Below are 21,785 nucleotides of genomic sequence, written 5' to 3' on the forward strand. Positions count from 1 at the left end.
CCTATTGTCCACCTCCCTGCACCCTGTCCCTAGAACCGGTGGCTTCAGCTACGCTCACCGCCGCCTGCCGGCGCCGGCACTGCGGGCATTTTTCCAGAAGCTGCCTCCAGCCCTGCCGGTCGCCTTCCGGTAATCCTGACTGCTCCAGGGTAGACATTACATATTCCAGCTCGCGCGAAGGGGCAAAGTATTCACCACAACAGCTACACTTGCGAAGTTGAACTTCAGCCCGGTAGTAGAGGTCTTCCTTGCTGGCAACGGCCAGTTCAAACTCGGTTGTAAGGGCTATTGCCCCTGTGGGACAGACTTCCTCACAGCGGCCGCAAAAAATACAGCGACCGTAAAAGATATTCCACGTCTTCGTGCCCTGCTTAAGATCATACTCCATAGTAATGGCATTGGGCGGGCAGGCAGTAGCACAGGCACCGCACGCTATACACCTGTCAAAGTTATATTCCGGTTTACCGCGAAAGCCAGGAGCCACTTCTACTGGCTTAAAGGGATACTCAACCGTGGCTTCCCCGACCTGCAGTGCTTTTTTAAGCAGTTTTAGCATTCATATATCCCCCTTCTTCCGCCAGTATATCAACGAGGCTAAAATTTAAGCGGCGAGTATTTTCTTTCCCGGCAGTAACGCTCCAGTTCTTTGTATTCAATCGTTCTCGCCTTCTTTTTACGCACATCGACCATAGTGACCCTTTCGGTGCAGGAATAGCAGGGATCGATGCTGGCCACAATCAGGGGGGCATCAGACACGGTGTTGCCTCTAAACATATACCGTAACGCCGGCCAGTTATTGTAGGTGGCAGCCCGTACCCGCCAGCGATAAAGTTTCTGGTTGTTGCCCGTCATCAGCCAGTGGACATTTTCTCCCCTCGGGGCTTCAGTATATCCCAACGCGAAGGTATGCGGTTTATACGCAAACCCTTCCGTGAGAACCGGGCCGGGGGGCATTTCGGTCAAGCACCTCTCGATTATATTGAAGGACTCATACAGCTCTGCTGCCCGGACCAGTTCCCTGGAAAGTACGTCGCAACCGTCCTTGGAAATGACCTCCCAGGATACCCGGTCGTAAGCGCCGTAGGGGTGGTCCGCTCTGGTATCACGGGCGTACCCGGAACCCCGCATATTAGGACCAACCGGGCTGAAGTCACGGGCTACCTGGCGTTCCAGGCGGCCTACCCCCTGGGTCCGCGAGATGAAGTTGGGGGTGTTTATCAGGATATCAAGTAGTTCATCCAGTTCGGTCCGGATCTCCGCAATCAGCCGTAAGACCTGGTCCCGCTCTTCTTTGAAAATATCCCGGCGAACGCCGCCAATCAGGTTTATTCCATAGGTTTTCCGGCCCCCGGTAAGAATCTCGGCCATCTGCATGGCCTTCTCCCGTACCCGGAAGAAATGCATGAAACCCGAATCGAAACCCACCAGATGGGCCCCCAGCCCCAGATTCAAGAGGTGGCTGTGCAACCTCTCCACTTCTAGCAAAATGGTGCGGATATACTGAGCCCGCGGCGGCACCTCAATTCCGTTGGCCGTTTCCACCGCCGCAGCATACGCCACACTGTGGGCGTAGCCGCAGATGCCGCAAATCCGCTCGGCCAGGAAGGTAATTTGGTCGTAATCCATACGGTTTTCGGCCAGTTTCTCCATACCCCGGTGTACATAAAAGAGCCGGTAGTCAGCATCCACGATGTACTCCCCGTCAACAAAGAGGCGGAAATGTCCGGGTTCATCGGAGGTGATGTGGAGGGGTCCCAGTGGAACTTCCACAATTCCCTCCCCTTCGACTTCGATAAAATTGTAGTTCTCCTCAACAGGTTCCGGGCGGTACCGGTAATCCATGGCGTCTTTTCGCAACGGATGCAAGTTGTCCGGCCAATCATCAGGCAAGACCAGCCTCCGCGCATCTGGGATTCCCACCGGTTCCAGGCCGAACATGTCCCGCACTTCCCGCTCATACCACACCGCCGCCGGCACCCGGGGAGTTACCGATGGAAATTGCGGCTCTTTCTCGGGTACCAGGGCTTTGACGGTTATCCAGGTGTTCTCCCTTTTGTTGCTGTTCCCTTCCATGGACAAGACATAATAGAGGGCGAAACAACCGTTAAGCTCGCGCTCGTCGTTACCGAGCATGGTGGATAGCCAGCCATTATGACGATAATATAGCTCTTCCACGATGCCGGGAAGGTCGTTAAGTTTCACTGTCACAGTAATCTGGTCTGGAGCCTGGGAGCTTTCCTCCAGGATCGCCCCCGGGAATTTCGACCGCAAATCTTTTATATATTTTTGTGCCCGCTTGGACTCAGAACCCTGTCCCATCTTCATCTACCTCCCGATATAATTTCCCCCAAAAAACTGCCAAATCAATCTTCAAGGGCATCTCAGCCGTTTTGGTCATGATAAATGTTCCCCTATCCCAGGAATACCAGGGCGATATACTGAGAGATTAGCGTCATAACCACGAGCAACAGGAGTACTATTTTCATTGACAGGGGGAGAGTAATCGCGCCGGCAACTGTCTCTGAAGGTTTACCCATTACACAGGTACCGAACCACCGCAAAAGCCAGGCAAAACTCCCGACTGACTCAACAACCGCCACCAGGACGAGCAGGAGCACGATGGGATGGTTTTTCGCCGCCTCAAAGCCGCCTACGAAAATGCTAAACTTGCTAAAGAAGAGGTTAAAAGGCGGCGTTCCTCCAACAGCAAGAGCAGCGGCAGCAAAACTAACACCCACCAGCGGCATTTTGCTCAATATCCCGCGCAGCTGAGGTAGCATCCGGGTACCGGTTGTATAGCTGAGGGCCCCTGCCACGAGGAAGAACAGTCCCTTGGCAAAGGCATGGTTGAAAATGTGGGCCACTGCCCCTTTGTAGGCCATGGACGAACCGAAAACCGAAATGGACAGGGCAAGAAATATATATGAAAGCTGAGCTATCGTAGAATAGGCCAGCAGTTTTTTCATATCCTGCTGGGGGAAATACATTGCAAAGCCGTACGCCAGGGTAACTATTGCCATAATCCCACCGATGTAGCCGATGACCTGGGGTACACTTCCTGCTGATAACAGGGTCCGGGCAAAAATATAGGCCCCGACCTTCACCATTGATGCTGCATGTAAATAGGCGCTGACAGGTGTAGGTGCAACCATAGCGTCAGGAAGCCATGAATGAAGAGGTAACTGGGCCGACTTGCCCCAGGAGGCAACAAGTATACCCAGGAATACTACAACCTTGGCTGTATCCTTCAATCCAGCGAGGGCCGCCAGCTCAAAACTGCCACTGTTAATGAATAAATAGATGGCCGCCACATACAGACCAATAGAAGCCACGTGGGTTATTATAAGGGCCTTGAGGGCCGCCCGGCGTGCTGCTGATGTGTCATAAAATCCTATCAGACCCCATGAGCAAACACCGGTTAGCTCAAAAAACACCAGCAGCCCGATTATTGTGGAAGAAAATACCAGCCCCGCCATGGAACCGATAAAGAGCAGCAAAAAAGCGTAATATCTCTTGGTGCCACCGTGAACAGGGTGTTCCTTATTGCTGGTGGTCATATACCCCAGGGAATAAACACAGACCAGCAGGCCCATAAAGATTACGGCAAAACCGATCAGGACACTGACCTTGTCGATTGTAACGCCGAGTACCTGCATGCCGCCAAACTGTAACAACCCCTGGGTGATGCTGGCTCCTCCCGCCCGGGTAAAATCAATCATTAGAAGCAGGCTACTGGCAAAAGTCAGGAAAGCAAACAGCGGGCTTATTCTCTTTACATAGCTGCCTGGCATGATTACAGCCAAGACGCTTCCCAGTATGGGGATTAAAATGCTTGCTACGGCATATTCTACCATATTTATTACCTCGCTCCCAGGACAACGTTAACTGCACTCTGCAGCAATTGATTCAACGGTGCAGGTATATATATCCCCAATCCGGCCATCAGCAGGAACAGAATCCCAAAAGGCAGCAGGGTCAGCCACCCGACCTCACCCCGGGATAGACCTTCCGGAGGGGAACCGAAAACCGAACCGCTTATCAGGATAACTAGCGCGGCAAAAACAATCACCAGGGCGATAAGCAACAGTATCATCGGCCAGAGATAGCCACCCTTGAGCCCGGCCGTCAGGGTCATAAACTCACTGACGAAGATATTGAGGGGTGGTGAACCTGCTACTGTCAGGAGCCCTGCCATGAACATCAACCCGGTAAAGGGAGCCACCTTAAGCAGACCCCGGATTTTCTGGGAATCCCTGGTGCCATACTTAATAACAACATTTCCTGAGGCACAAAACAAAAGGGACTTGGTAATACTATGATTGATGGCATGAAGAAGGGCAGCAAATATACCCAGAGCACCGCCCACGCCCAAACCTGTAGTGATGATACCGATATGCTCGACACTGCTGTAAGCCAGTTTCCTCTTGATATCGTTTTGCACCAGTATAAAGAAGGCCGCTACGCATACAGAGAGAAGACCGAAAATAAGGAGTAGGGTTTGGGGGAAGCTCCTCCCTAGAACCTGTAAGGCAATGGCATAGTATCTTATTATCGCAAACAGGGCACACTTTAGCAGCACACCCGACAGCATGGCACTGGCAGGGCTCGGGGCCTCGCTGTGGGCATCGGGCAGCCAGGTATGCATAGGAAACAGGCCGGCCTTGGTGCCGAAACCGAGTAAAATAAACACAAAGGCCAGTTTCATTACCTGCGGATCAAGGCTATGGGCCATCCCCGCTATCTCCGTCCACAGCATCGCCCGGTGAGCATCTTGCAATATGGTAAAGGCATCGGAATAAGTCAGGATAGTTCCGTATAAAGCAAAGGCCAGGCCAACACTACAAATCAGGACGTACTTCCAGGCACCTTCAGCCGAAGTCTTGTACTTGTAAAACCCGACCAAAAAGGCCGAGCCCAAGGTGGTTGCTTCAACCGCAGCCCACATAATGGCAATATTGTTCGATATAGCGGACAGAAGCATGGTGAACAAAAATATATGAAAGAAACCGTAATAAGAGCAGACGCTCCTCTCATCTGCTTCACCATGTTCTAGATCGTGTCGCAGGTATCCTATAGAGTAAAATCCATCTAGAAATCCCAGTACCCCAATAATAAGGACCAGAATCGCCGTCAGGCTGTCTGCATAGAGCATTTGATTAAGAGCAAAGAGCGTTTGACCCCTTAAAACGCTGCGTACCAGCAACAAAGAGAGAAAAGCTACGATAGTTATCCCCGCAAGGTGCAAAAGCTCTACAATACGGCGCGACCTTATACCAAAAGCCAGCACGGCTATTCCTAGCGGTACCGCGGGCAAGTAGAATAAAATATTCTCCCCCACTCCTATCACCTAACCCTTTAATAATGTAAGTTTATCCGTGTCCAGGGTGTTGAAGGCTTTAAAGAGTCTCCTGGCAATAATCGTCAAGATAATCACGGCAAAAACAGCGTCAGTCAGGATACCTATCTCCACTGTTTCAGGCGCGTTATAGGCCATGATTGCAAGGGTCAAATGGGATCCGTTCTCCATCAGGCAGTAGCCCAAAATCTGCTTGAGCGCATTCTTCCTGGCAAGTATACAGAGAACGCCGAGTAAAAAATGAGCTAACGAAACTGCCAGGGCAACCTTCAATTTCAGTATGGCCTGGACCTGGAAAGGTTCTACTATAACAAAAGATAAAGCAACCATACACGCCGCCAGAAAAACAGACGTTGCTGTTGTGAGGGCCAGCCCGGTTTCCTCCTGGTCTCCTACCTTTTTAATAGTCCTGAGTATTAGGTATGGCACCAGGAAGGTCTTGGTGATGAGTGCCGTAATCGACCAGATGTACAATGGTTCGGCATGCATAAATACCGCCAGGGACAGAAAAATCGCCACCAGAACCAGGGACTGGATGCTGTACATATATGCTGCCATCCGGAGCTTCCTGGTTTCCACCACCAGCATCGAGGTCAGGATGAGCAGTACAGCCAGGGTATTGACTACACTAGTGCCGGACACTACCTTATCCCCTCCACTCTTAAACATTGACCAGGTAGAAAACGAAGGACAGCAGGGCTATACCGAAAGCCAGCCAGGTCACTTCAGGGGCCTTATAAATAATCAACCTGGCCGAGCTGTTTTCCATCAACGCAGCGATCACGTAAAAACCAGTAACCTTCAATAAAAAGGCAGCCGCAGACACCAGGAGAGAGGAAGTGCTAACCGCCGCGGCGCTCCCAAAGGGGAAGAAGACGGCGAGAAACAGGGCGATTACCACAACCTGCTTCATGCTCAAACTCCACTTCAAGATGGCCAGGGAGCGCCCGGAATACTCCGTGAGGGGGCCTTCCTGAAGCTCCTGTTCTGCTTCCGCCAGGTCAAACGGCAGCTTGCCGGTCTCGATGAAAGTGGCGACAGCAAAGGCCAGCATGCCAAGCCAGACTGCCGGTCTATAGTATGATATCGAACCGAACGCCACCTTCTGGCTGATGGCTCCCAGATCGGTCGAGCCGGTCAGAAGGGCAAGCACGAATAACACCAAAATAATGGTAGGTTCCACCAGAATGGCCAGCACCATCTCCCGGCTGGCTCCTATGCCGGCGAACCCGCTACCGGAATCCAGACCTGCGACGGCAAAAAAGAAGCGCAACAGGGCGAACAGGTAAACAACCGCGATCAAATCACCGGCCATTCCCAGGGGCGACTGAAGAGTTAAAATCGGGATCACCATGGCAATGAGCAACGTGGTTGCCATCACTACATAGGGGGTAAAACGAAAAACCCAGCTGGCCTGTGCGGGGACCACCTCTTGCCGTTTTATGAGCTTAAAAATATCCCGGTAGTCCTGAAAAATACTGGCCCCTTTCCTGGAATGCAGCCTTGCCCTTAAGACACGGGTAAGGCCCGCGAAAAGAGGTGCTACCAGCAGGACTAACAGGGCCTGCATCAGGCCGACGAGGAACAATTTGATACCGGGCATTTCTTTCTCCTCCTATCTAACCGTCGCTAATAACAGGACTACGAGGGTTATGATTATATAGAGACAATATAGCCTGACGTTCCCTATCTGGAAGGCCTGCAATTTTTTACCCAGATATACCGTGCCCCGTGCCAGAGGAGCGTAAATGTAACGTTCCCACAACGATTCTACACTGGCGATGTAGACCACTGCTCCTTTGAAATACGATGCAACGGTATAGCCAGGTCCATCGAGGGTGGTCCTGAGCGAATAAACCGGCCGAAAAAGTACGCGCAACGGCTGAGCAAAGGCAGTTGCGGTATAGGCCATCCGCGGTGAATACTTGTATCCACATGCCCACGGCTCAGCATCGATACGCCGTCCGGCCTGGAAACCACCTTGGATCCCGATAATTAACAAGGGTAACGTAGCAAGACCAACGAGGAGAATGGCGATGAGCGGTGTGGAGAGCATGGCCTGCATGCTGTTTGCAGGAAATACCAGCAAACCGTCGCTTACCTGGACCGCAGTAATGGCTAATAATGCCGAAGCCACCTTTCCAATATAAGGAGCAACAACCGGTGCACCCACACCGAGGATAATGCAGCTAATTGCCAGAATTGCCATCCCGGCAAGCATCGGTATGGGAACCTCCCTGGCCTCACGGGCATGCCCGCTGCGACAGGGACCGCCAAAAGTAACCCCATATGCCTTCACAAAACACATCGCCGCCAGCGCGCCCGTCAGGGCTAACATAACAACAAACAGGGGCGCAAACACTCTCACAGCCAGGATGCTGCTGGTGCTCGCAATAAACAACGACTGGTAGGTAAACCACTCACTGACAAATCCGTTGAGGGGAGGGATGGCTGAGATGGCTACAGCACCAACCAGAAAAGCGAGTGCCGTCCAGGGCATGCGCCTGGCCAGTCCGCCAAGTTCCTCCATATGTTTCGTATGGGTTCGATATATTACCGAACCTGCCCCAAGAAAGAGCAAGCCTTTAAAGACGGCATGGTTTAACAAGTGGTAGAGGCCTGCCAGGATCCCGAGTACTCCTAAAACAGGCTGGCCGGCAGCGATGCCGATCATGCCGGCGCCGGCTCCCATCAATATAATCCCAACGTTTTCAACACTGTGATAGGCCAGCAGCCGCTTTATATCGTGCTCCCCCAGGGCGTAGAGAACACCCAGAACTGCTGAAATCGCTCCGGAGGCCAGGACAATAAATCCCCACCACCAAACAGAAGCCCCCAGGAAATCGACACTGACCCTGAGAATACCATAGATAGCGGTTTTAATCATGACACCCGACATGAGAGCGGAAGCGTTGGACGGAGCAGCCGGGTGAGCCTTCGGCAGCCAGATATGGAGCGGAATAATACCGGCCTTGGCCCCGAATCCCAGGAAAGCTAGCAGGAAGATCAAGCTCTTTGTAAACACCGGGAGGTTCGCCCCACGGAAGGAAGCGAAATCGAAGGTACCTGTATAGACAAAGAATAAGATAAAAGCCAGCATAATCAAAGCCGTTCCCGCGTGGGCCATAAAAAGATAGATGAACCCGGCCTTGACAGCTTCACTGTCTTCCTGATCAAAGCTAACCAGGAAATAAGAGGCCAGCGTCATCAGTTCCCAGAAAATTAGAAAATAAAAAGCATTCCCACTAATGACCACTAATACCATAGAGGCAATAAAGAGGTTATTGAAAAAACCCATAACCCCTGCGCCTTTACCGGTATACTCATCCAGGTACGAGAGGGAATATAGAGCCGTAGCCCCTGTCAGAAGGGAAATAACCAGTAACATAAAGGCAGAGAGGGGATCAACCTTTATAATAAACTTGGCAAAGGGTATAAACCCCGCCGCTTCCCAGGTAAAAGCTGCTCCGCCGGCAAGTACCTGGACGGCCGAGGCCATCCCGGTACCTGCTGCTGCAAGGGCACTTATACCTGAAGCATAGTTGGCAATTTTACCGGCCCGATTAAGAGCCAGGGAGGCAAGGGCTCCGGCAACGTACAAGAGCACAGAGAGTAGCAGAAGCTGTTGCGTAAGCATCAACTTTTTCTCCCTTCTGCTAAGATGGAGGTCACGCCCACAATACTGGTACGCCTCTTTAACTTGCTCAGCCGTTCAATTTCTTCACCTTCAACGAGACGCAAAGCTCGCGTCGGACAAACTCTTACACAGGCGGGACCCTCAGCATCGAAATAACAGAGATCACACTTGGTAGCAATGGTTTTCTGCCCTGTAGCCCCGGCCAGTAGAGGTATCAAATAAGAGTTCAGCAGACCATCTTTTTCGACCGAGGGAGCCGGTGTCCCCTGAATGTCGATGCAGCCAAAAGGGCAGACCAGGGCACACATCTTGCAACCGATACAGAGGCCCTCATTTAAATAAACCATCTGGTTCTTAATTTCAATAGCCTTAACAGGACATACCCTGGCGCAGGGAGCGTCCTCGCAATGGCGGCACTGGACGGGCATGGTACCATCCGGGGTGTGGGTAACAAACAGTCTCGGGAAGGGTTGTAGCCCCTGCTTGTTATGGGCAAGAGCGCATCCTGCCATACAGGTATAACAACCCAAGCAACGTTCGGGATCGGCAATTACAAAACGGTTAGGCATCGACCCTTCCTCCCTCCCCTATTACCGTTTTTGGTACGTTAGCTTTTTCCAGATCAACGAGGTATTTGGCCTTCTTCTCTAGATAAATAGCTCGGGCTTCTTCCGGTGATATTTTATCCATCCTGGCAGCCGCCAACTTAAACTCGGGCGTAGAGCAAATAGCATCATTGGCTGTATTGGTCAATTCATTACAGCAGGCTTCCCAGTAATGGAAGGTCATAAAAATAGTCCCCTCGGGTACCCGCTCGGTCACCCATGCCCGTACTGCCACATAGCCTCGCCTGGTGGATACCTTGACAAAGTCGCCGTCGTTGATGCCCATTTTCCTGGCATCCTGGGGATTGATCTCCACCAATTCGTTAGGTCCAATTTGGTCAAGGAGCCATGATTTACGGGTCATAGTACCCGTATGATAATGATATACTCGCCTGCCGTTGGTCAGGATAAAAGGATATTCCTCGTCAGGCAACTCGGCAATAGTGCCAACAATGACCTGATTGCCAGCTTTTGCCTTCTCCTTCGACGCGCCATTGGAGGCTTTCGCATAGAATATTACTGGATAAAGCCGTGCTTTACCGGACGGTGTGAGGAATTTACCTCCCTCGTAAAGGATGGGCGTTCCTGGATGTTCCTCCTGCGGGCAGGGCCAGGTAATGCCCCGGACACTCTCCAGACGGGCGTAGCTTATGCCGCCGAACTTCTCCGGCACCAGGCGTCTTACCTCATCCCAGATTTCCTGGGAATTACTGTAATTTAATCCCATATACCCCATTTTCTGAGCTAACATTCCAAAGATTTGCCAGTCCGGTCGTGCCTCGCCGGGTAGGTCCACCGCTTTACGTACCCGCTGCACCCTGCGCTCGGTATTGGTGAAAGTGCCGTCCTTTTCCGCCCAGGAAGCAGCCGGCAGTACCACATCCGCCAGGCGGGCGGTCTCTGTGAGGAAAATATCCTGTACGACCAGGAGGTCGAGATGCTCCAGGGCATGACGCAGGTGGTCACTATCGGGATCGCTCATTATAGGATTCTCACCAAAGATATACAGGGCCCGGATCTTTCCCTCTAATATGGCCTCCGGGACTTCCGGGATCCGGATACCCGGCTTGGAGGGCAACTTCACCTTCCACTCTTTTTCAAAGCGGCGCCGCCACTCTTCCCGGGTGACGTTAAGGTAACCGGGGAGAACATCTGGTAATCCGCCCATATCACAGGCGCCCTGGACGTTATTCTGACCCCTGAGGGGGCACACGCCGGTGCCGGGACGTCCCAGATTGCCTGTGACTACGGCCAGGTTAGAAAGGGAGACTACGTTACCCGTACCGTGGCTAAACTGCGTAACGCCCATGCAGTACAAAATCATTGCTGCCTGGGCGCGACCGTAAAGGCGCGCCGCCTCAATCAGGTCCCTTTGAGGAATTCCGGTAAGCTCCTCCACATAAGCCGGGGTGTACTGTTCCACTGCCCGCACCAGTTCGTCGAGGCCCTCGGCGTGTTTCTGGATAAAGTCCTTTTTAACCAGCCCCTCTTTTATAATGAGATGGAGCATGCCGTTGATAAGGGGAATATTATAACCGACAGGTACCCTGAGCCAAATATCGGCTTTGTTGGCCATTTCTGTCAGACGCGGATCGGCTACAATGAGCTTTGCCCCACGCTCCTTGGCTTTTAGGACATGCCTGGCCACCAGGGGATGGCATTCAGCAGTATTGGAACCTATGATAAAAATAACATCCGAGTAAGTGCTTATTTCGGCGATAGAGTTGGTCATTGCCCCGCTGCCCAGTGTCATCGCCAGACCGGCGACAGTAGGCGCGTGTCAGAGGCGGGCACAATGATCGATATTATTGGTACCCATTACCGCCCTGGTAAACTTCTGGGCGGCATAATTGTCCTCATTGGTGGCTCGCGCCGAAGTAAACAGGGCAAAAGCATCCGGACCGGACTCTTCTTTAATCTTTTTAAGGCGGCTGACAACATACTCCAGCGCTTCATCCCAGGAAACCGCAACAAATCCGCCGTCTTTCTTTATTAAAGGAGCAGTCAGGCGCCGGGAATCCTGAACGTACTGGTAACCATAATAGCCCTTTACACAGAGCTCACCTTCACTCACTGGATGGAGACGGTCCGGAGCGACGCCGGTAATTTTGCCATCCTGAACGGTAAGGTTCAGGCCGCAGCCAGTGCCGCAGTATGGACATACTGTCAATACCTGTTCTGGCTCCACTTTTTTCATCGAGCAACCTCCTAATAATTCTTATGAACTCCACGGGAAAGAGCCGCGGTATTGTTAATCCCTTATTCCTTGACCCCCCGCGTTGAGCCCGGAGTAGGCTAGATACATAGACCTAAAGATGTATAGACATATTAGGGTTAGATATCAGGTGTTATGCTTGTCAGACCAGTTAGACTGAATGGGGCTGCCTACTATGATTGCAACGGTGATTAATTTAAGCGGCTTTGGAAAACCTCACAGAACGTTCTTTTTCTGCTTTTAAATAAACATACCAGTATACCGTTCCAACAAATAAACCCGCGCCAACGATATTACCCAGAGTTACCGGGATGAGGTTGTTCACAAAGAATGTTTCCCACGTCGCCTTTAAGACGGGAGCCTGGGTGGCGATACCTTGCGCAGTATGCGTAAAGGCTACATAGGCGGGATTGTTACCGACAAAAATACCGAGAGGTATGAAAAACATGTTGGCCACCGAGTGCTCAAAGCCCACAGCCACGAAGGCCATAATCGGCCACCACATGGCATAAATCTTGCCAGCAATGTCGTTGGCGCTGAAGGCCATCCAAACGGCCAGGGCAACCAACCAATTGCAGCCAACTCCTCGCCAGAAAGCTTCCCACCAGTTCAATGCGGTTTTGGCATTAGCAAGATTAACTATAAATGCCGCCCAGGGCATTTTGGCCACTACATCTCCGGTCTTAACAGGTTCCAGAGTCAACCCCGTCATGTACGCAAGGAAAAAGGCAACAAAAATAGACCCGATGAAATTACCCAGGTAGGCAAGAACCCAGTTCTTGAAAACACCATTAACTCCAATTTTCCTTTCCAGCAAGGCTAAAGGTTGAGTCATGAAGTTACCGGTAGCGAGCTCTGCCCCAGCGATAATGACCATCATCAGGCCAACCGGGAAAACGCCGGCAAAAATAAGTTTTTGCAGGCTGCCCCACACTTCATTAGGGACTGCACCGCTTACGCGAACGGCAAGTAATCCTCCCAGGGCAATATAGGCTCCTGCCAGAAAGCCAAGGACCAGGGTTTTGTTAACAGGCAAAGCGGCTTTCTTTACTCCTGCTTGAACTATATCCATAGCTACTTCTTTTGGTAGTTTGAAGGCCATTGAGCTTTATTTCCTCCCGCAAAGCAAGTTTGAATTAGTCCTGCGTGTTTAGTTCATGACCCTGAGCTATGACTTATGTTGCAGCCGTTTATCGGGGCGGAGCGGAGACCCTTGACATGAATAATGCCCGTGTTAACCTTCTCTGGTCTGGCAAGGGGCAGCAAGCAAAACCGGCCGCCACTTTCCCACCCATAGATACACGGACATGAGGCCCCATGTCAAGGGAGGCTACAATATAATAGCAAAAAATATTTCTTTCACGTTATCCGTTTCGCGTAAAATTGCTTTAATCCATTTTATTAAGTCGCACCCAAGCGACACATCCTCCGCGACCCCATTTTCCCGCATATTATCTAAGTAGCCAAGCCCTGTCACCCTCCTCGTACATTACATTCATTATTTATTATAACATATTTCGACTTCATACAACATATTTCATGATTTATTATAGCATATTTCCATGGATTCCGGTACAAAAACCACCTAAAAACCTCAAAAAACGACATCACGAAGATGGAAAGAGATACAAAGAGCAACATCAACCAACATTTAAGTTTCACGGTGATAAACAGGTTATAGTTGCTATTGGGTGAATTTTAAATTTAGAAGTCTTAAGCACCTACACTACCGTATCAAGGTAACCTGCGCAGCTACAGGGATGGTCTTAAAAAGGCCTCCGTTGCCTTCTCGAGGTCATAACGCCCAGAATTCTTCCTTGACAGGTAACGGGAAGGGGATTAAACTATATATGCATATATTCTAATATAAAAGGAGGAGCAACCTTGGCTGAAAGGATATATAGTATGAAAGCGGAGTTTTTTAAAGCCCTGGCCCACCCGACCAGGGTGAAGATCCTGGAGCAACTCCGCCAGGGGGAAAAGTGCGTCTGCGAGTTTATAGAGGACCTGGACCTGGAGCAACCCAATATTTCCCAACATCTGGCCGTTTTGCGCAAGCAGGACATCGTCGTCTCCCGCAAAGAGGGGTTAAAGGTCCTTTACCGGGTGAAGCATCCGGAGATCTTCCAGGTACTGGACCTGGTGGGGACTATCCTTACCCAGGAAATAGCTTCGACCATGGCGGAGTTGCAGAAGAATAGCCATTAAAGAGGGGAAGAAAGATTATGCTCAAGGCCCTGGCGGATTATATTGTCTACCGCCTTTTCAATCTGGCCCACGGCACCAGGCTGGCCGAGGCCCTGAATTTCTTTATCTACGATTCGGTCAAAATCTTTATCATGCTGGCCGTGATTATCTTTATCGTGTCCGTTATCCGCAGCTTTTTCCCGCCGGAAAGGACGCGGGCCATCTTGAGCCGCAGGCATGAGTATGTGGGTAACATCCTGGCTTCCCTTCTGGGGATCGTCACCCCCTTTTGTTCCTGTTCAGCAGTGCCGGTCTTCATCGGCTTCGTGGAATCCGGGGTACCCCTGGGGGTTACCTTCTCCTTTTTGATCTCGTCACCCATGGTAAACGAGGTGGCCCTGGTCATGCTGTGGGGGATGTTTGGCTGGAAGATAGCCCTTATCTATATTGCCAGCGGCCTGGCGGTGGCCATAGCCGGGGGCCTGGTCATCGGCCGCCTGCACCTGGAACGCGAGGTTGAAGATTATGTCTACGAAATTAAGCTGGGGGAAACGGCGACTTTAGCCACCTTAACCTGGCAGGACCGGGTCAACTATGCCCGGGGGTACGTGAAAGAGATCCTGAAGCGGGTCTGGCTTTTTGTCCTCATCGGCATTGGCATCGGTGGCTTTATCCACGGTTACGCGCCGGAAACGCTGCTGCTGCGCTATGCCGGCCCCGGTAACCTCCTGGCCGTACCGGTGGCCGTGGCCATAGGGGTGCCTTTATATTCCAACGCCGCCGGCACCATCCCCATTGTCCAGGCCCTGATGGAAAAGGGTATGTCCCTGGGAACAGTCCTGGCCTTCATGATGTCCGTTACCGCCCTGTCCCTGCCGGAGATGATAATCCTGCGCAAGGTTTTAAAACGGCGGCTGATTGCTATTTTTATCGGGATTATAACAGTAGCTATCATGCTGGTAGGTTATTTGTTTAATATTATCCTGGGATAAATGGGTTCCGTTACTGAAGGCTGCCCTCAGTCTTCTACAAAATAGCGCATACTCTCTTTTTTTAGTTCGGCGGTACTGTAAAGGAGCCGGTAGTTGTAGTGGCCGATGGCGTTCGCCAGCCGCCGGGCCAGCACCTCACACTGCTGGCGGTTGTAGCCATGGACCACGGCATAGAGATTGTAAGGCCACTCCGGCCGGGTTTGCCGCTGGTAACAATGGGTGACCTCCCGGAAAGAGGCCAGTTTCCGACCGGCAGCGGCAACCTCGGCCTCCGGCACCTGCCAGACGATCATGGCATTGGCCACCAGGCCTGCTTTACGGTGGCGCAGGGCGGCGCCGAAACGGCGCATGATACCTTCCCGCTGGAGGGCCTTCAGGCGGGCCAGCAGTTCTTCCTCCTTAAGGCCCAGCTCCCGGGCCGCCCGGCGGAAGGGGTAGGGCTCCAGGGGCAGGTCTCCCTGGAAGATGCGGACAATATTTTTTTCCACTTCAGAGAGCTGGCGCGGCATTTTTAATCCTCAGCCTCCAGGTCAAAATTGACGCGAATCTTAAAGGGGCGTTCGGCCGGGAGTTCCAGGAGCTCGGTTATACCGGTACGTTCTTTAATGGCCCTGATAACATTTTCCAGGTGCCGGCGGTCGGGGCCAATCAGGGTAAACCACATGTTATAGTCATGTTCCCGGAGATAGTTGTGGGTGACGCCGGGGAAGGAATTGACCACCGCTGCCACTTCTTCCAGGCGGCCGGGTGGCACCTTGAGGGCACAGAGGGTGCTGGTATAGCCCAGCTGGCGGAGTTCGAAGACGCCGCCCAGGCGGCGAATAATGCCCTCGGTTTTTAGCTTTCTAATCTTCCGGATAACCTCGTCCTCGCTGAGGCCCAGGCGGCACCCGATCTCCTGGTAGGGACGCGCCACCAGGGGGAATTCTTTCTGAATGAGGTTGAGGAGCCGGCGGTCGAGTTGGTCCAACAGGATTCCTCCACAAATGATAATACTACGGATTATTGATGGTTTATTCGCGACCAGCATTAAAAAATCCTTTTAGGAAATATCCGGGGCAGGATTTTATCCGGACCCGGACCGGGCCGGCCATAAAGGGATAACACCCCTTCCCGGCGAGATAACTGATAACAGGGGCATCTTGCCGGTCGTTATTTACTGCCAGCCGCCAGTCAGGAAACTATTAGCCCCGTTTTGCAGGATTCCGGCGGCTGAATGTGGAATTTTAATTCTGAGGGGAGGAAGGGCCTTGCCCGCTGCCGGTTACCCGCAGCAGACTACCCCCGCCCGGATTTTCGGGTACCGGGTAACCGGGGCTGTAAGCCCGTAAAATGCCGTCAACCAACCTGTCTGGTATCATCCGGAAAGTCTGGCAGGGCCTGATCTCTATGCGCCTGGCCCTCGTGCTCCTGCTGGTTATGGCCGGGGTCGCGGTCCTGGAGACCATTATCCCCCAGGGGAATCCCCCGGCCTTCTACCAGTATGCCTATGGGCCGTGGCGTGCCGGGATTATCCGCTTCTTCCAGCTGGATAAGGTCTACCGGTCCTGGATATTTTTGGGTCTGACCTTTCTCCTGACGGCCAGCCTCCTGGCCTGCGTCGTGAACCGGTGGAACCCCTTGTGGCGCCAGGTTACTACCTTTCATTATCGTTGCCGGGAAGATGATTATACCGGCGCACCCGCCGGTGCCAGTGGCTTTTCTACCCGGAGCGCCGGGGAAACGGTAGCCTCCCTGGTGGCCGGCTGCCGGCGGCGGCACTACCGGGTCTTTACCTCGGAGGAGGAAGGCAGGTTTTATCTATACGCCGACCGGGGCCGTTTCGGGGTCCTGGGTTCTTTGCTTACCCACCTCAGCGTGGTGCTTATTGTTGCCGGCGGCCTCTACAGCGGCCTGGCGGGGTATCGAGGTTATGTAAACATCCCCGCCGGTGCTACGGTGCCAATACCCCGGGCCGGTTTTGCCGTCCGCCTGGATGATTTTCGGATTGATTATTACAGTGACGGTTTAACCCCCAGGCAGTATTATAGCACCCTAACAGTCATCGAGGGCGGGCGGGAGGTCGAGGGCCGGGTTATTGCCGTCAATGCACCCCTGACCTATAAGGGAGTCACCCTTTACCAGGCCAGCTACGGCTGGGTCATAGATGGGGTACTTGTAAACCGGGGACAAACGACCAGGTTCGCGCTCCCGGACCGGCAGACCATAAGCCTGGCGGGAGACCTGCGCTTGAAACCTATCTTTTACCCCGACTACACCGTCGACCCTGCCGGCCACCCCGGCAGTAAGAGCCCCCGGCCCGTTAACCCCCGGGTGGGCTATATTCTGATGCAGGGTACCAGGGTGGCTAATTATAGTGTGACCAGACTGGGCGAACCGGTGTCCCTCGGGGACGGCCTTGAGGTTACCTTTACCGGCTACCGCCAGTATACGGGTTTAAAAATTGCCCATGACCCGGGCATTCCCGTTGTTTATACCGGAGCAGCCCTGCTGTTGCTGGGACTTTTCCTAGTGTTTTACATGCGGAGGCGGCAGATATGGGCCCTGGCTATCCCCGCCGATGGCGGTTGTCATGTTTCGCTCGCCGGGGCCGCTCCCCGCTCACAGGCACGCCTGGAAACAGATATCAAGGAGTTGCTGGCGGAAGCAACCGGCCGGTAAATCCCGGCTGAGGTACATAAAAAGACGGGCTGGCTTAGATTAACACCAGAGAAAACAGAGGGGGGCCAGTGATGGTCAGTACCTGGGAAAACCTTTTTTTCATCCCGGCGGTGATTTTATACCTCCTGGGCACGGTCCTTTATTTTATCGCCCTCACCCGACGCCGGGAAACAACCGGCCGCCTGGCCTTTCTCGTGACGGCTGCCGCCTTTGCCCTGCATACCATGGCCCTGGTCGCCCGGACCATCGCCGCCGGGCGGCTGCCCTCCAGTAATATGTATGAGTTCACTTCCCTCTTTGCCTGGGGTGTAGCCCTGGTCTTTCTGGTTGTCGAAAGGCTCTACGCCATTAAAGCCCTGGGGGCCTTTGTTCTCCCCCTTATCTTCGCTCTCCTGGGTTATGCCGCCGTTCTCCCCCGGGAGATCAGGCCCCTGGTGCCGGCCCTGCAGAGTTACTGGCTGCAGATCCACGTTTTGACAGCCATCCTGGCCTATGGTGGTTTCGGTATCTCCTTCGGGTTGGCTATCATGTATCTTATTAAAGAACGCAAGGAAACGGCCGGGAATTTTTCCAGCCGCCTCTACCAGTTGCTACCTGATCTAAAGATCCTGGATGAGCTGATCTACGGGGCCATAGCCTTCGCCTTTCCCTTTATGACCCTGGTCCTCATTACCGGGGCCGTCTGGGCGGAGCGGGCCTGGGGGAGTTACTGGAGCTGGGACCCAAAGGAGACCTGGGCCCTGATCACCTGGCTCATCTATGCCGTTTACCTCCATGCCCGCTTAACCTATGGCTGGAAGGGACACCGGGCGGCCTGGATGGCGGTTATCGGCTTCCTGGCGGTCCTCTTCACCTACTTTGGCGTCAACCTCTTCCTGTCAGGTTTGCACAGTTACGTTTAGGGCGATCTCCGGTTCCCCTTAAAAGACGCGGCCGGAGGGCGTTTAAGCTATAATCAACTGATTGGGACCAAGGGGGTATCAGTCATCATGATTGCCTGTCAATTGTCCCTCTATCCCCTGGGAACCCCGGCCTATACGCCGGTGATCAAGGAAGCCATGGCGGTGCTGGAGCAGTGCGGGGTGGAAATAGAGGTCAACGCCATGGGCACTATTATCCGCGGTGAGGAGGAAGCCGTCTGGCGGGCGGCCAGGCAACTCTTCCAGGTAGCGGCAGGCCGGGGCGAAGCAGTCCTGGTAATGACCGTGTCCAACCGCTGCGGCTGCAAAGTGGCAAACAAAAAAGCCCCAGCAAGGGGCTCCTAAACAGGCTTGCCATCCTCCCGGCAGCACCTGTCTAAAAGGGCGTCCATAAACTCGAGGGCCAGGTCTTCCTCGGATTCGATATTCTGCCAGGCGGCGGGGTTATCCTTGCTTTTCTCCTCGCCCCTGGCTTTTTTACGTCCAGGCACAGGACCACCTCCGGAAAATAGCATGCCTTAAATACTGGTTTTCTATGTGACTCGCCTGGTAAAACTAAGCCGGAAGTTGAATCTGGCCAGCGGGGCCGAACGGGTATTTTCTCCTTGACGGCACGGAAGACAGGTAATATAATACGTTTAAACAATTGCTTAATCGTATTTTATGATAGGGTGATAGCTATGCCGGAAGCGAACCATGATCTATGTGATACCTTTTGTCCCTCCGGAGGGGCGGAGGGGCTGCGGGAGAAGGTGGTGGAGGTCGCCGGGCTGTCGGAAATCTTCAAGGTGCTGGGGGATGAAACCAGGACCAAGATCCTTTACCTGCTCTCCTTCCGGGAATTGTGCGTCTGCGATATAGCCACCATCTTAGACATGAGTTTACCGGCCATTTCTCACCACCTGCGGCTGCTAAAAGCCCTGCGCCTGGTCAAGTACCGCCGGGACGGCAAGATGGTCTATTACTCCCTCGACGACGAGCATATCGTCCACCTGATCCGCGAGGCCCAGGAACACTTTGCCGAGTACAGATAAACTAAAAACGCGGACATAAATTAAAGAAGGACGGGAGTTGAAAGTTATGCGTTACAAACTGGCCGGCCTGGACTGCGCCGGCTGTGCCGCCAGGCTGGAACAGGAATTGCGCCGGGTTAAAGGTCTGGAAAAAGCAACCATTAACTTTGCCGCTCGGAGCCTGGACCTACCCCCGGAGATGCTGCCGGCAGCCCGGGAGGTTATTGCTCGGGTGGAACCGGAAGTACGGTTAATTGAAACGGACGGGGATGAGACCAGGGAGGAAAATGAGAAAGCCAGGAGAAACCTCTATCGCATCATAATTGCTACGTTACTCCTGGTGCCGGGACTTATTTTTAATGAACGGCTCCACCGTACCCCCTATTTCTGGGCGGAATATGCCGTCCTTCTGGCAGCCTATTTCCTGGTAGGCTGGCCGGTGATACGGACGGTCCTGAGGAACCTGGCCCGGGGCCAATTCTTCGACGAAACCTTTTTGATGACCGTGGCTACCGCCGGGGCCATTGCCATCCACCAGTTGCCCGAAGCGGTGGGGGTCATGCTTTTCTACGCCGTAGGTGAATATTTCCAGGAACGGGCCGTCAATCGTTCCCGCTGTTCTATCGCCGCCCTGCTGGATATCCGGCCGCAATACGCCAACCTGAAACTGAACGGGGAAACCAAACGGGTACGGCCGGAAGAGGTGGAGGTAGGACAGGCTATTGTCATCAAGCCGGGCGAAAGAGTGCCCCTGGACGGCGAGGTGGTGGACGGCGTTTCCTTTGTCGACACTTCGGCCCTGACAGGGGAAGCTGTCCCCCGCAAGGTGGAAAAGGGTGAGCCAATCCTGGCCGGGATGATCAACGGTCATGGTCTTTTAACGGTCAGGGTGACCAGGCCCTTCGAGGAATCCTCGGTGGCCCGCATCCTGGAGCTGGTGGAAAACGCTGCGACACGTAAAGCCCCGACGGAGCAATTCATCACCGCCTTTTCCCGTTACTACACCCCGGCGGTAGTTCTGGGAGCCCTGGCCCTGGCCGTAATCCCTCCCCTGGTCCTGCCTGAGGCCGCTTTTTCAACGTGGATCTACCGCGCCCTGGTGCTGCTGGTTATCTCCTGCCCCTGTGCCCTGGTGGTTTCAATTCCCTTGGGGTACTTCGGTGGTATTGGCAGCGCTTCCCGCCGGGGCATCCTGGTCAAGGGTGCCAGTTTCCTGGACGCCCTTCCGGCTTTGCATACCGTCGTTTTTGATAAAACGGGAACCCTGACCAGGGGCGTCTTCCGGGTCAGCCGGGTAGTTCCTTACAACGGCTTTACGCCAGAGGAACTCCTGTACACAGCCGCCGCTGCCGAACTCTATTCCAATCATCCCATTGCCCAATCCATCCGGGAGGCCTGGGGCAGCGAGATCTCTCCCGACCAGGTAAAAGACTACCATGAAATCCCCGGCCACGGCATCAGGGCCGTGGTCAAGGGGAGACAGGTCCTGGCTGGGAACGACCGCCTGCTACACCGGGAAGGGATTGTCCATGAGGTGTGCAGCGTGGAAGGAACCGGCGTTCACGTCGTCATTGACGGGACCTTTGCCGGCTACATCGTCATTGCCGACGAGGTGAAGCCCGATGCCGGTGAGGCCGTTGCCCGGCTCAAGGAATTAGGGGTAAAGAGAATAGTGATGCTTACCGGCGATGAGGAGGCCGTGGCCCGCCGGGTTGCCAGGGACCTGGGTATAGACGCTTACTTTGCGGAATTGTTACCGGAGGATAAAGTGGCAAAGGTGGAAGAGCTGGAGGCCAGCCTCCCCGACCGCCGCCGGCAGAAGCTGGCTTTTGTGGGTGACGGTATCAACGATGCCCCGGTTATTACCCGGGCCGACGTGGGAGTGGCCATGGGCGGCCTGGGGAGCGATGCCGCCATTGAAGCTGCCGACGTGGTTCTCATGGAGGACGCACCCTCCAGGCTGGCCGACGCTATCGAGATCGCCAGGTATACCGGCCTTATCGTCAGGCAGAACGTGGTCCTGGCCCTGAGTATCAAGGCCTTCTTCCTGATCCTGGGGGTCTTGGGCGTGGCGACAATCTGGGAAGCCGTGTTCGCCGATGTAGGCGTGGCCCTGGCAGCCATCTTCAACGCCAGCAGGACCCTGCGCTATCGACCCTCAACATTATAATTAACTCCTACTAATCCTTTCTTTAAAAA

The 21,785-nt window shown here is 53.6% G+C and carries 20 protein-coding genes; 7 read left to right on the top strand and 13 right to left on the bottom strand.

All coding sequences use genetic code 11. The annotated features are described in order from the left end of the window. Position 1: 1 nt before the first annotated feature. The 10 genes from MOTHE_RS10835 to MOTHE_RS10885 all read right to left on the bottom strand — a co-directional run bounded on the left by MOTHE_RS10835 (position 2) and on the right by MOTHE_RS10885 (position 12,915). The gene (locus MOTHE_RS10835; protein WP_011393672.1) at positions 2-556 is read right to left on the bottom strand and encodes a formate hydrogenlyase complex iron-sulfur subunit; all 555 of its coding nucleotides are present in this window, start codon (positions 554-556) and stop codon (positions 2-4) included. Between the two features lie 38 nt (positions 557-594). Next, on the bottom strand, positions 595-2,319 hold the full coding sequence (locus tag MOTHE_RS10840) for a hydrogenase large subunit (RefSeq protein ID WP_053095110.1): 1,725 nt from the start codon (positions 2,317-2,319) through the stop codon (positions 595-597). A gap of 92 nt (positions 2,320-2,411) precedes the next feature. Further along, entirely contained in the window at positions 2,412-3,854 is a 1,443-nt protein-coding gene (locus MOTHE_RS10845) for a hydrogenase 4 subunit D (protein WP_053095111.1), read from the bottom strand. A 5-nt stretch (positions 3,855-3,859) separates the two neighbouring features. Next, positions 3,860-5,347: a hydrogenase 4 subunit F gene (locus MOTHE_RS10850; RefSeq protein WP_011393675.1), complete on the bottom strand. Its 1,488-nt coding sequence runs from the start codon at positions 5,345-5,347 to the stop codon at positions 3,860-3,862. Further along, positions 5,348-5,998, bottom strand: coding sequence for a hydrogenase 4 membrane subunit (hyfE, locus tag MOTHE_RS10855; protein ID WP_011393676.1), 651 nt, complete (start codon positions 5,996-5,998; stop codon positions 5,348-5,350). Positions 5,999-6,017: 19 nt separating this feature from the next. Further along, positions 6,018-6,959, bottom strand: coding sequence for a respiratory chain complex I subunit 1 family protein (locus tag MOTHE_RS10860; RefSeq protein ID WP_011393677.1), 942 nt, complete (start codon positions 6,957-6,959; stop codon positions 6,018-6,020). Positions 6,960-6,971: 12 nt separating this feature from the next. Next, positions 6,972-8,993 (bottom strand): hydrogenase 4 subunit B, encoded by a 2,022-nt coding sequence (gene hyfB, locus MOTHE_RS10865; protein ID WP_011393678.1) that lies wholly within the window; start codon positions 8,991-8,993, stop codon positions 6,972-6,974. Further along, a complete protein-coding gene (locus MOTHE_RS10870; protein WP_011393679.1) occupies positions 8,993-9,562 on the bottom strand; it encodes a 4Fe-4S dicluster domain-containing protein in 570 nt (189 codons plus the stop codon). The genes hyfB and MOTHE_RS10870 overlap by 1 nt, the downstream gene beginning before the upstream one ends. Then, positions 9,555-11,795: a formate dehydrogenase subunit alpha gene (gene fdhF, locus MOTHE_RS10875; protein ID WP_080996792.1), complete on the bottom strand. Its 2,241-nt coding sequence runs from the start codon at positions 11,793-11,795 to the stop codon at positions 9,555-9,557. The genes MOTHE_RS10870 and fdhF overlap by 8 nt, the downstream gene beginning before the upstream one ends. 214 nt (positions 11,796-12,009) lie before the next feature. Further along, complete coding sequence (locus tag MOTHE_RS10885; RefSeq protein ID WP_011393681.1) at positions 12,010-12,915, bottom strand: formate/nitrite transporter family protein; 906 nt, start codon at positions 12,913-12,915, stop codon at positions 12,010-12,012. 782 nt (positions 12,916-13,697) lie between these two features. Between MOTHE_RS10885 and MOTHE_RS10890 the strand changes: the two genes are divergently transcribed. Together MOTHE_RS10890 and MOTHE_RS10895 are read left to right on the top strand one after the other, a co-directional pair. Then, positions 13,698-14,021 (top strand): ArsR/SmtB family transcription factor, encoded by a 324-nt coding sequence (locus MOTHE_RS10890; RefSeq protein ID WP_025773408.1) that lies wholly within the window; start codon positions 13,698-13,700, stop codon positions 14,019-14,021. Positions 14,022-14,038: 17 nt separating this feature from the next. Beyond that, positions 14,039-14,992, top strand: coding sequence for a permease (locus MOTHE_RS10895; protein ID WP_011393683.1), 954 nt, complete (start codon positions 14,039-14,041; stop codon positions 14,990-14,992). Positions 14,993-15,018: 26 nt separating this feature from the next. On the opposite strand, the gene ahbB is transcribed toward MOTHE_RS10895, so the two are convergent. Together ahbB and ahbA are read right to left on the bottom strand one after the other, a co-directional pair. Further along, entirely contained in the window at positions 15,019-15,501 is a 483-nt protein-coding gene (gene ahbB, locus MOTHE_RS10900; RefSeq protein WP_011393684.1) for a siroheme decarboxylase subunit beta, read from the bottom strand. 2 nt (positions 15,502-15,503) lie between these two features. Further along, positions 15,504-16,022 (bottom strand): siroheme decarboxylase subunit alpha, encoded by a 519-nt coding sequence (gene ahbA / locus MOTHE_RS10905; RefSeq protein WP_080997200.1) that lies wholly within the window; start codon positions 16,020-16,022, stop codon positions 15,504-15,506. A 302-nt stretch (positions 16,023-16,324) separates the two neighbouring features. Between ahbA and resB the strand changes: the two genes are divergently transcribed. The 3 genes from resB (at position 16,325) to MOTHE_RS10920 (ending at position 18,918) form a co-directional block, all read left to right on the top strand. Further along, positions 16,325-17,653: a cytochrome c biogenesis protein ResB gene (gene resB / locus MOTHE_RS10910; protein WP_236683245.1), complete on the top strand. Its 1,329-nt coding sequence runs from the start codon at positions 16,325-16,327 to the stop codon at positions 17,651-17,653. Positions 17,654-17,724: 71 nt separating this feature from the next. Continuing rightward, the gene (gene ccsB, locus MOTHE_RS10915; protein ID WP_011393687.1) at positions 17,725-18,555 is read left to right on the top strand and encodes a c-type cytochrome biogenesis protein CcsB; all 831 of its coding nucleotides are present in this window, start codon (positions 17,725-17,727) and stop codon (positions 18,553-18,555) included. Positions 18,556-18,642: 87 nt separating this feature from the next. After that, positions 18,643-18,918: a thiamine-binding protein gene (locus MOTHE_RS10920; protein ID WP_011393688.1), complete on the top strand. Its 276-nt coding sequence runs from the start codon at positions 18,643-18,645 to the stop codon at positions 18,916-18,918. On the opposite strand, the gene MOTHE_RS13350 is transcribed toward MOTHE_RS10920, so the two are convergent. Next, complete coding sequence (locus MOTHE_RS13350; protein ID WP_155768228.1) at positions 18,915-19,064, bottom strand: hypothetical protein; 150 nt, start codon at positions 19,062-19,064, stop codon at positions 18,915-18,917. The genes MOTHE_RS10920 and MOTHE_RS13350 overlap by 4 nt on opposite strands. A 189-nt stretch (positions 19,065-19,253) precedes the next feature. Here MOTHE_RS13350 and MOTHE_RS10925 point away from each other — a divergent pair, with 189 nt between their 5' ends. Then, entirely contained in the window at positions 19,254-19,607 is a 354-nt protein-coding gene (locus tag MOTHE_RS10925) for an ArsR/SmtB family transcription factor (RefSeq protein WP_011393689.1), read from the top strand. A 46-nt stretch (positions 19,608-19,653) separates the two neighbouring features. Further along, positions 19,654-21,756 (top strand): heavy metal translocating P-type ATPase, encoded by a 2,103-nt coding sequence (locus tag MOTHE_RS10930; RefSeq protein WP_053095275.1) that lies wholly within the window; start codon positions 19,654-19,656, stop codon positions 21,754-21,756. The last annotated feature ends 29 nt before the right edge of the window (positions 21,757-21,785 follow it).

This window comes from Moorella thermoacetica (assembly GCF_001267405.1).
In the GTDB taxonomy this organism is placed as follows: Bacteria; Bacillota; DSM-521; order Neomoorellales; family Neomoorellaceae; genus Neomoorella; species Neomoorella thermoacetica.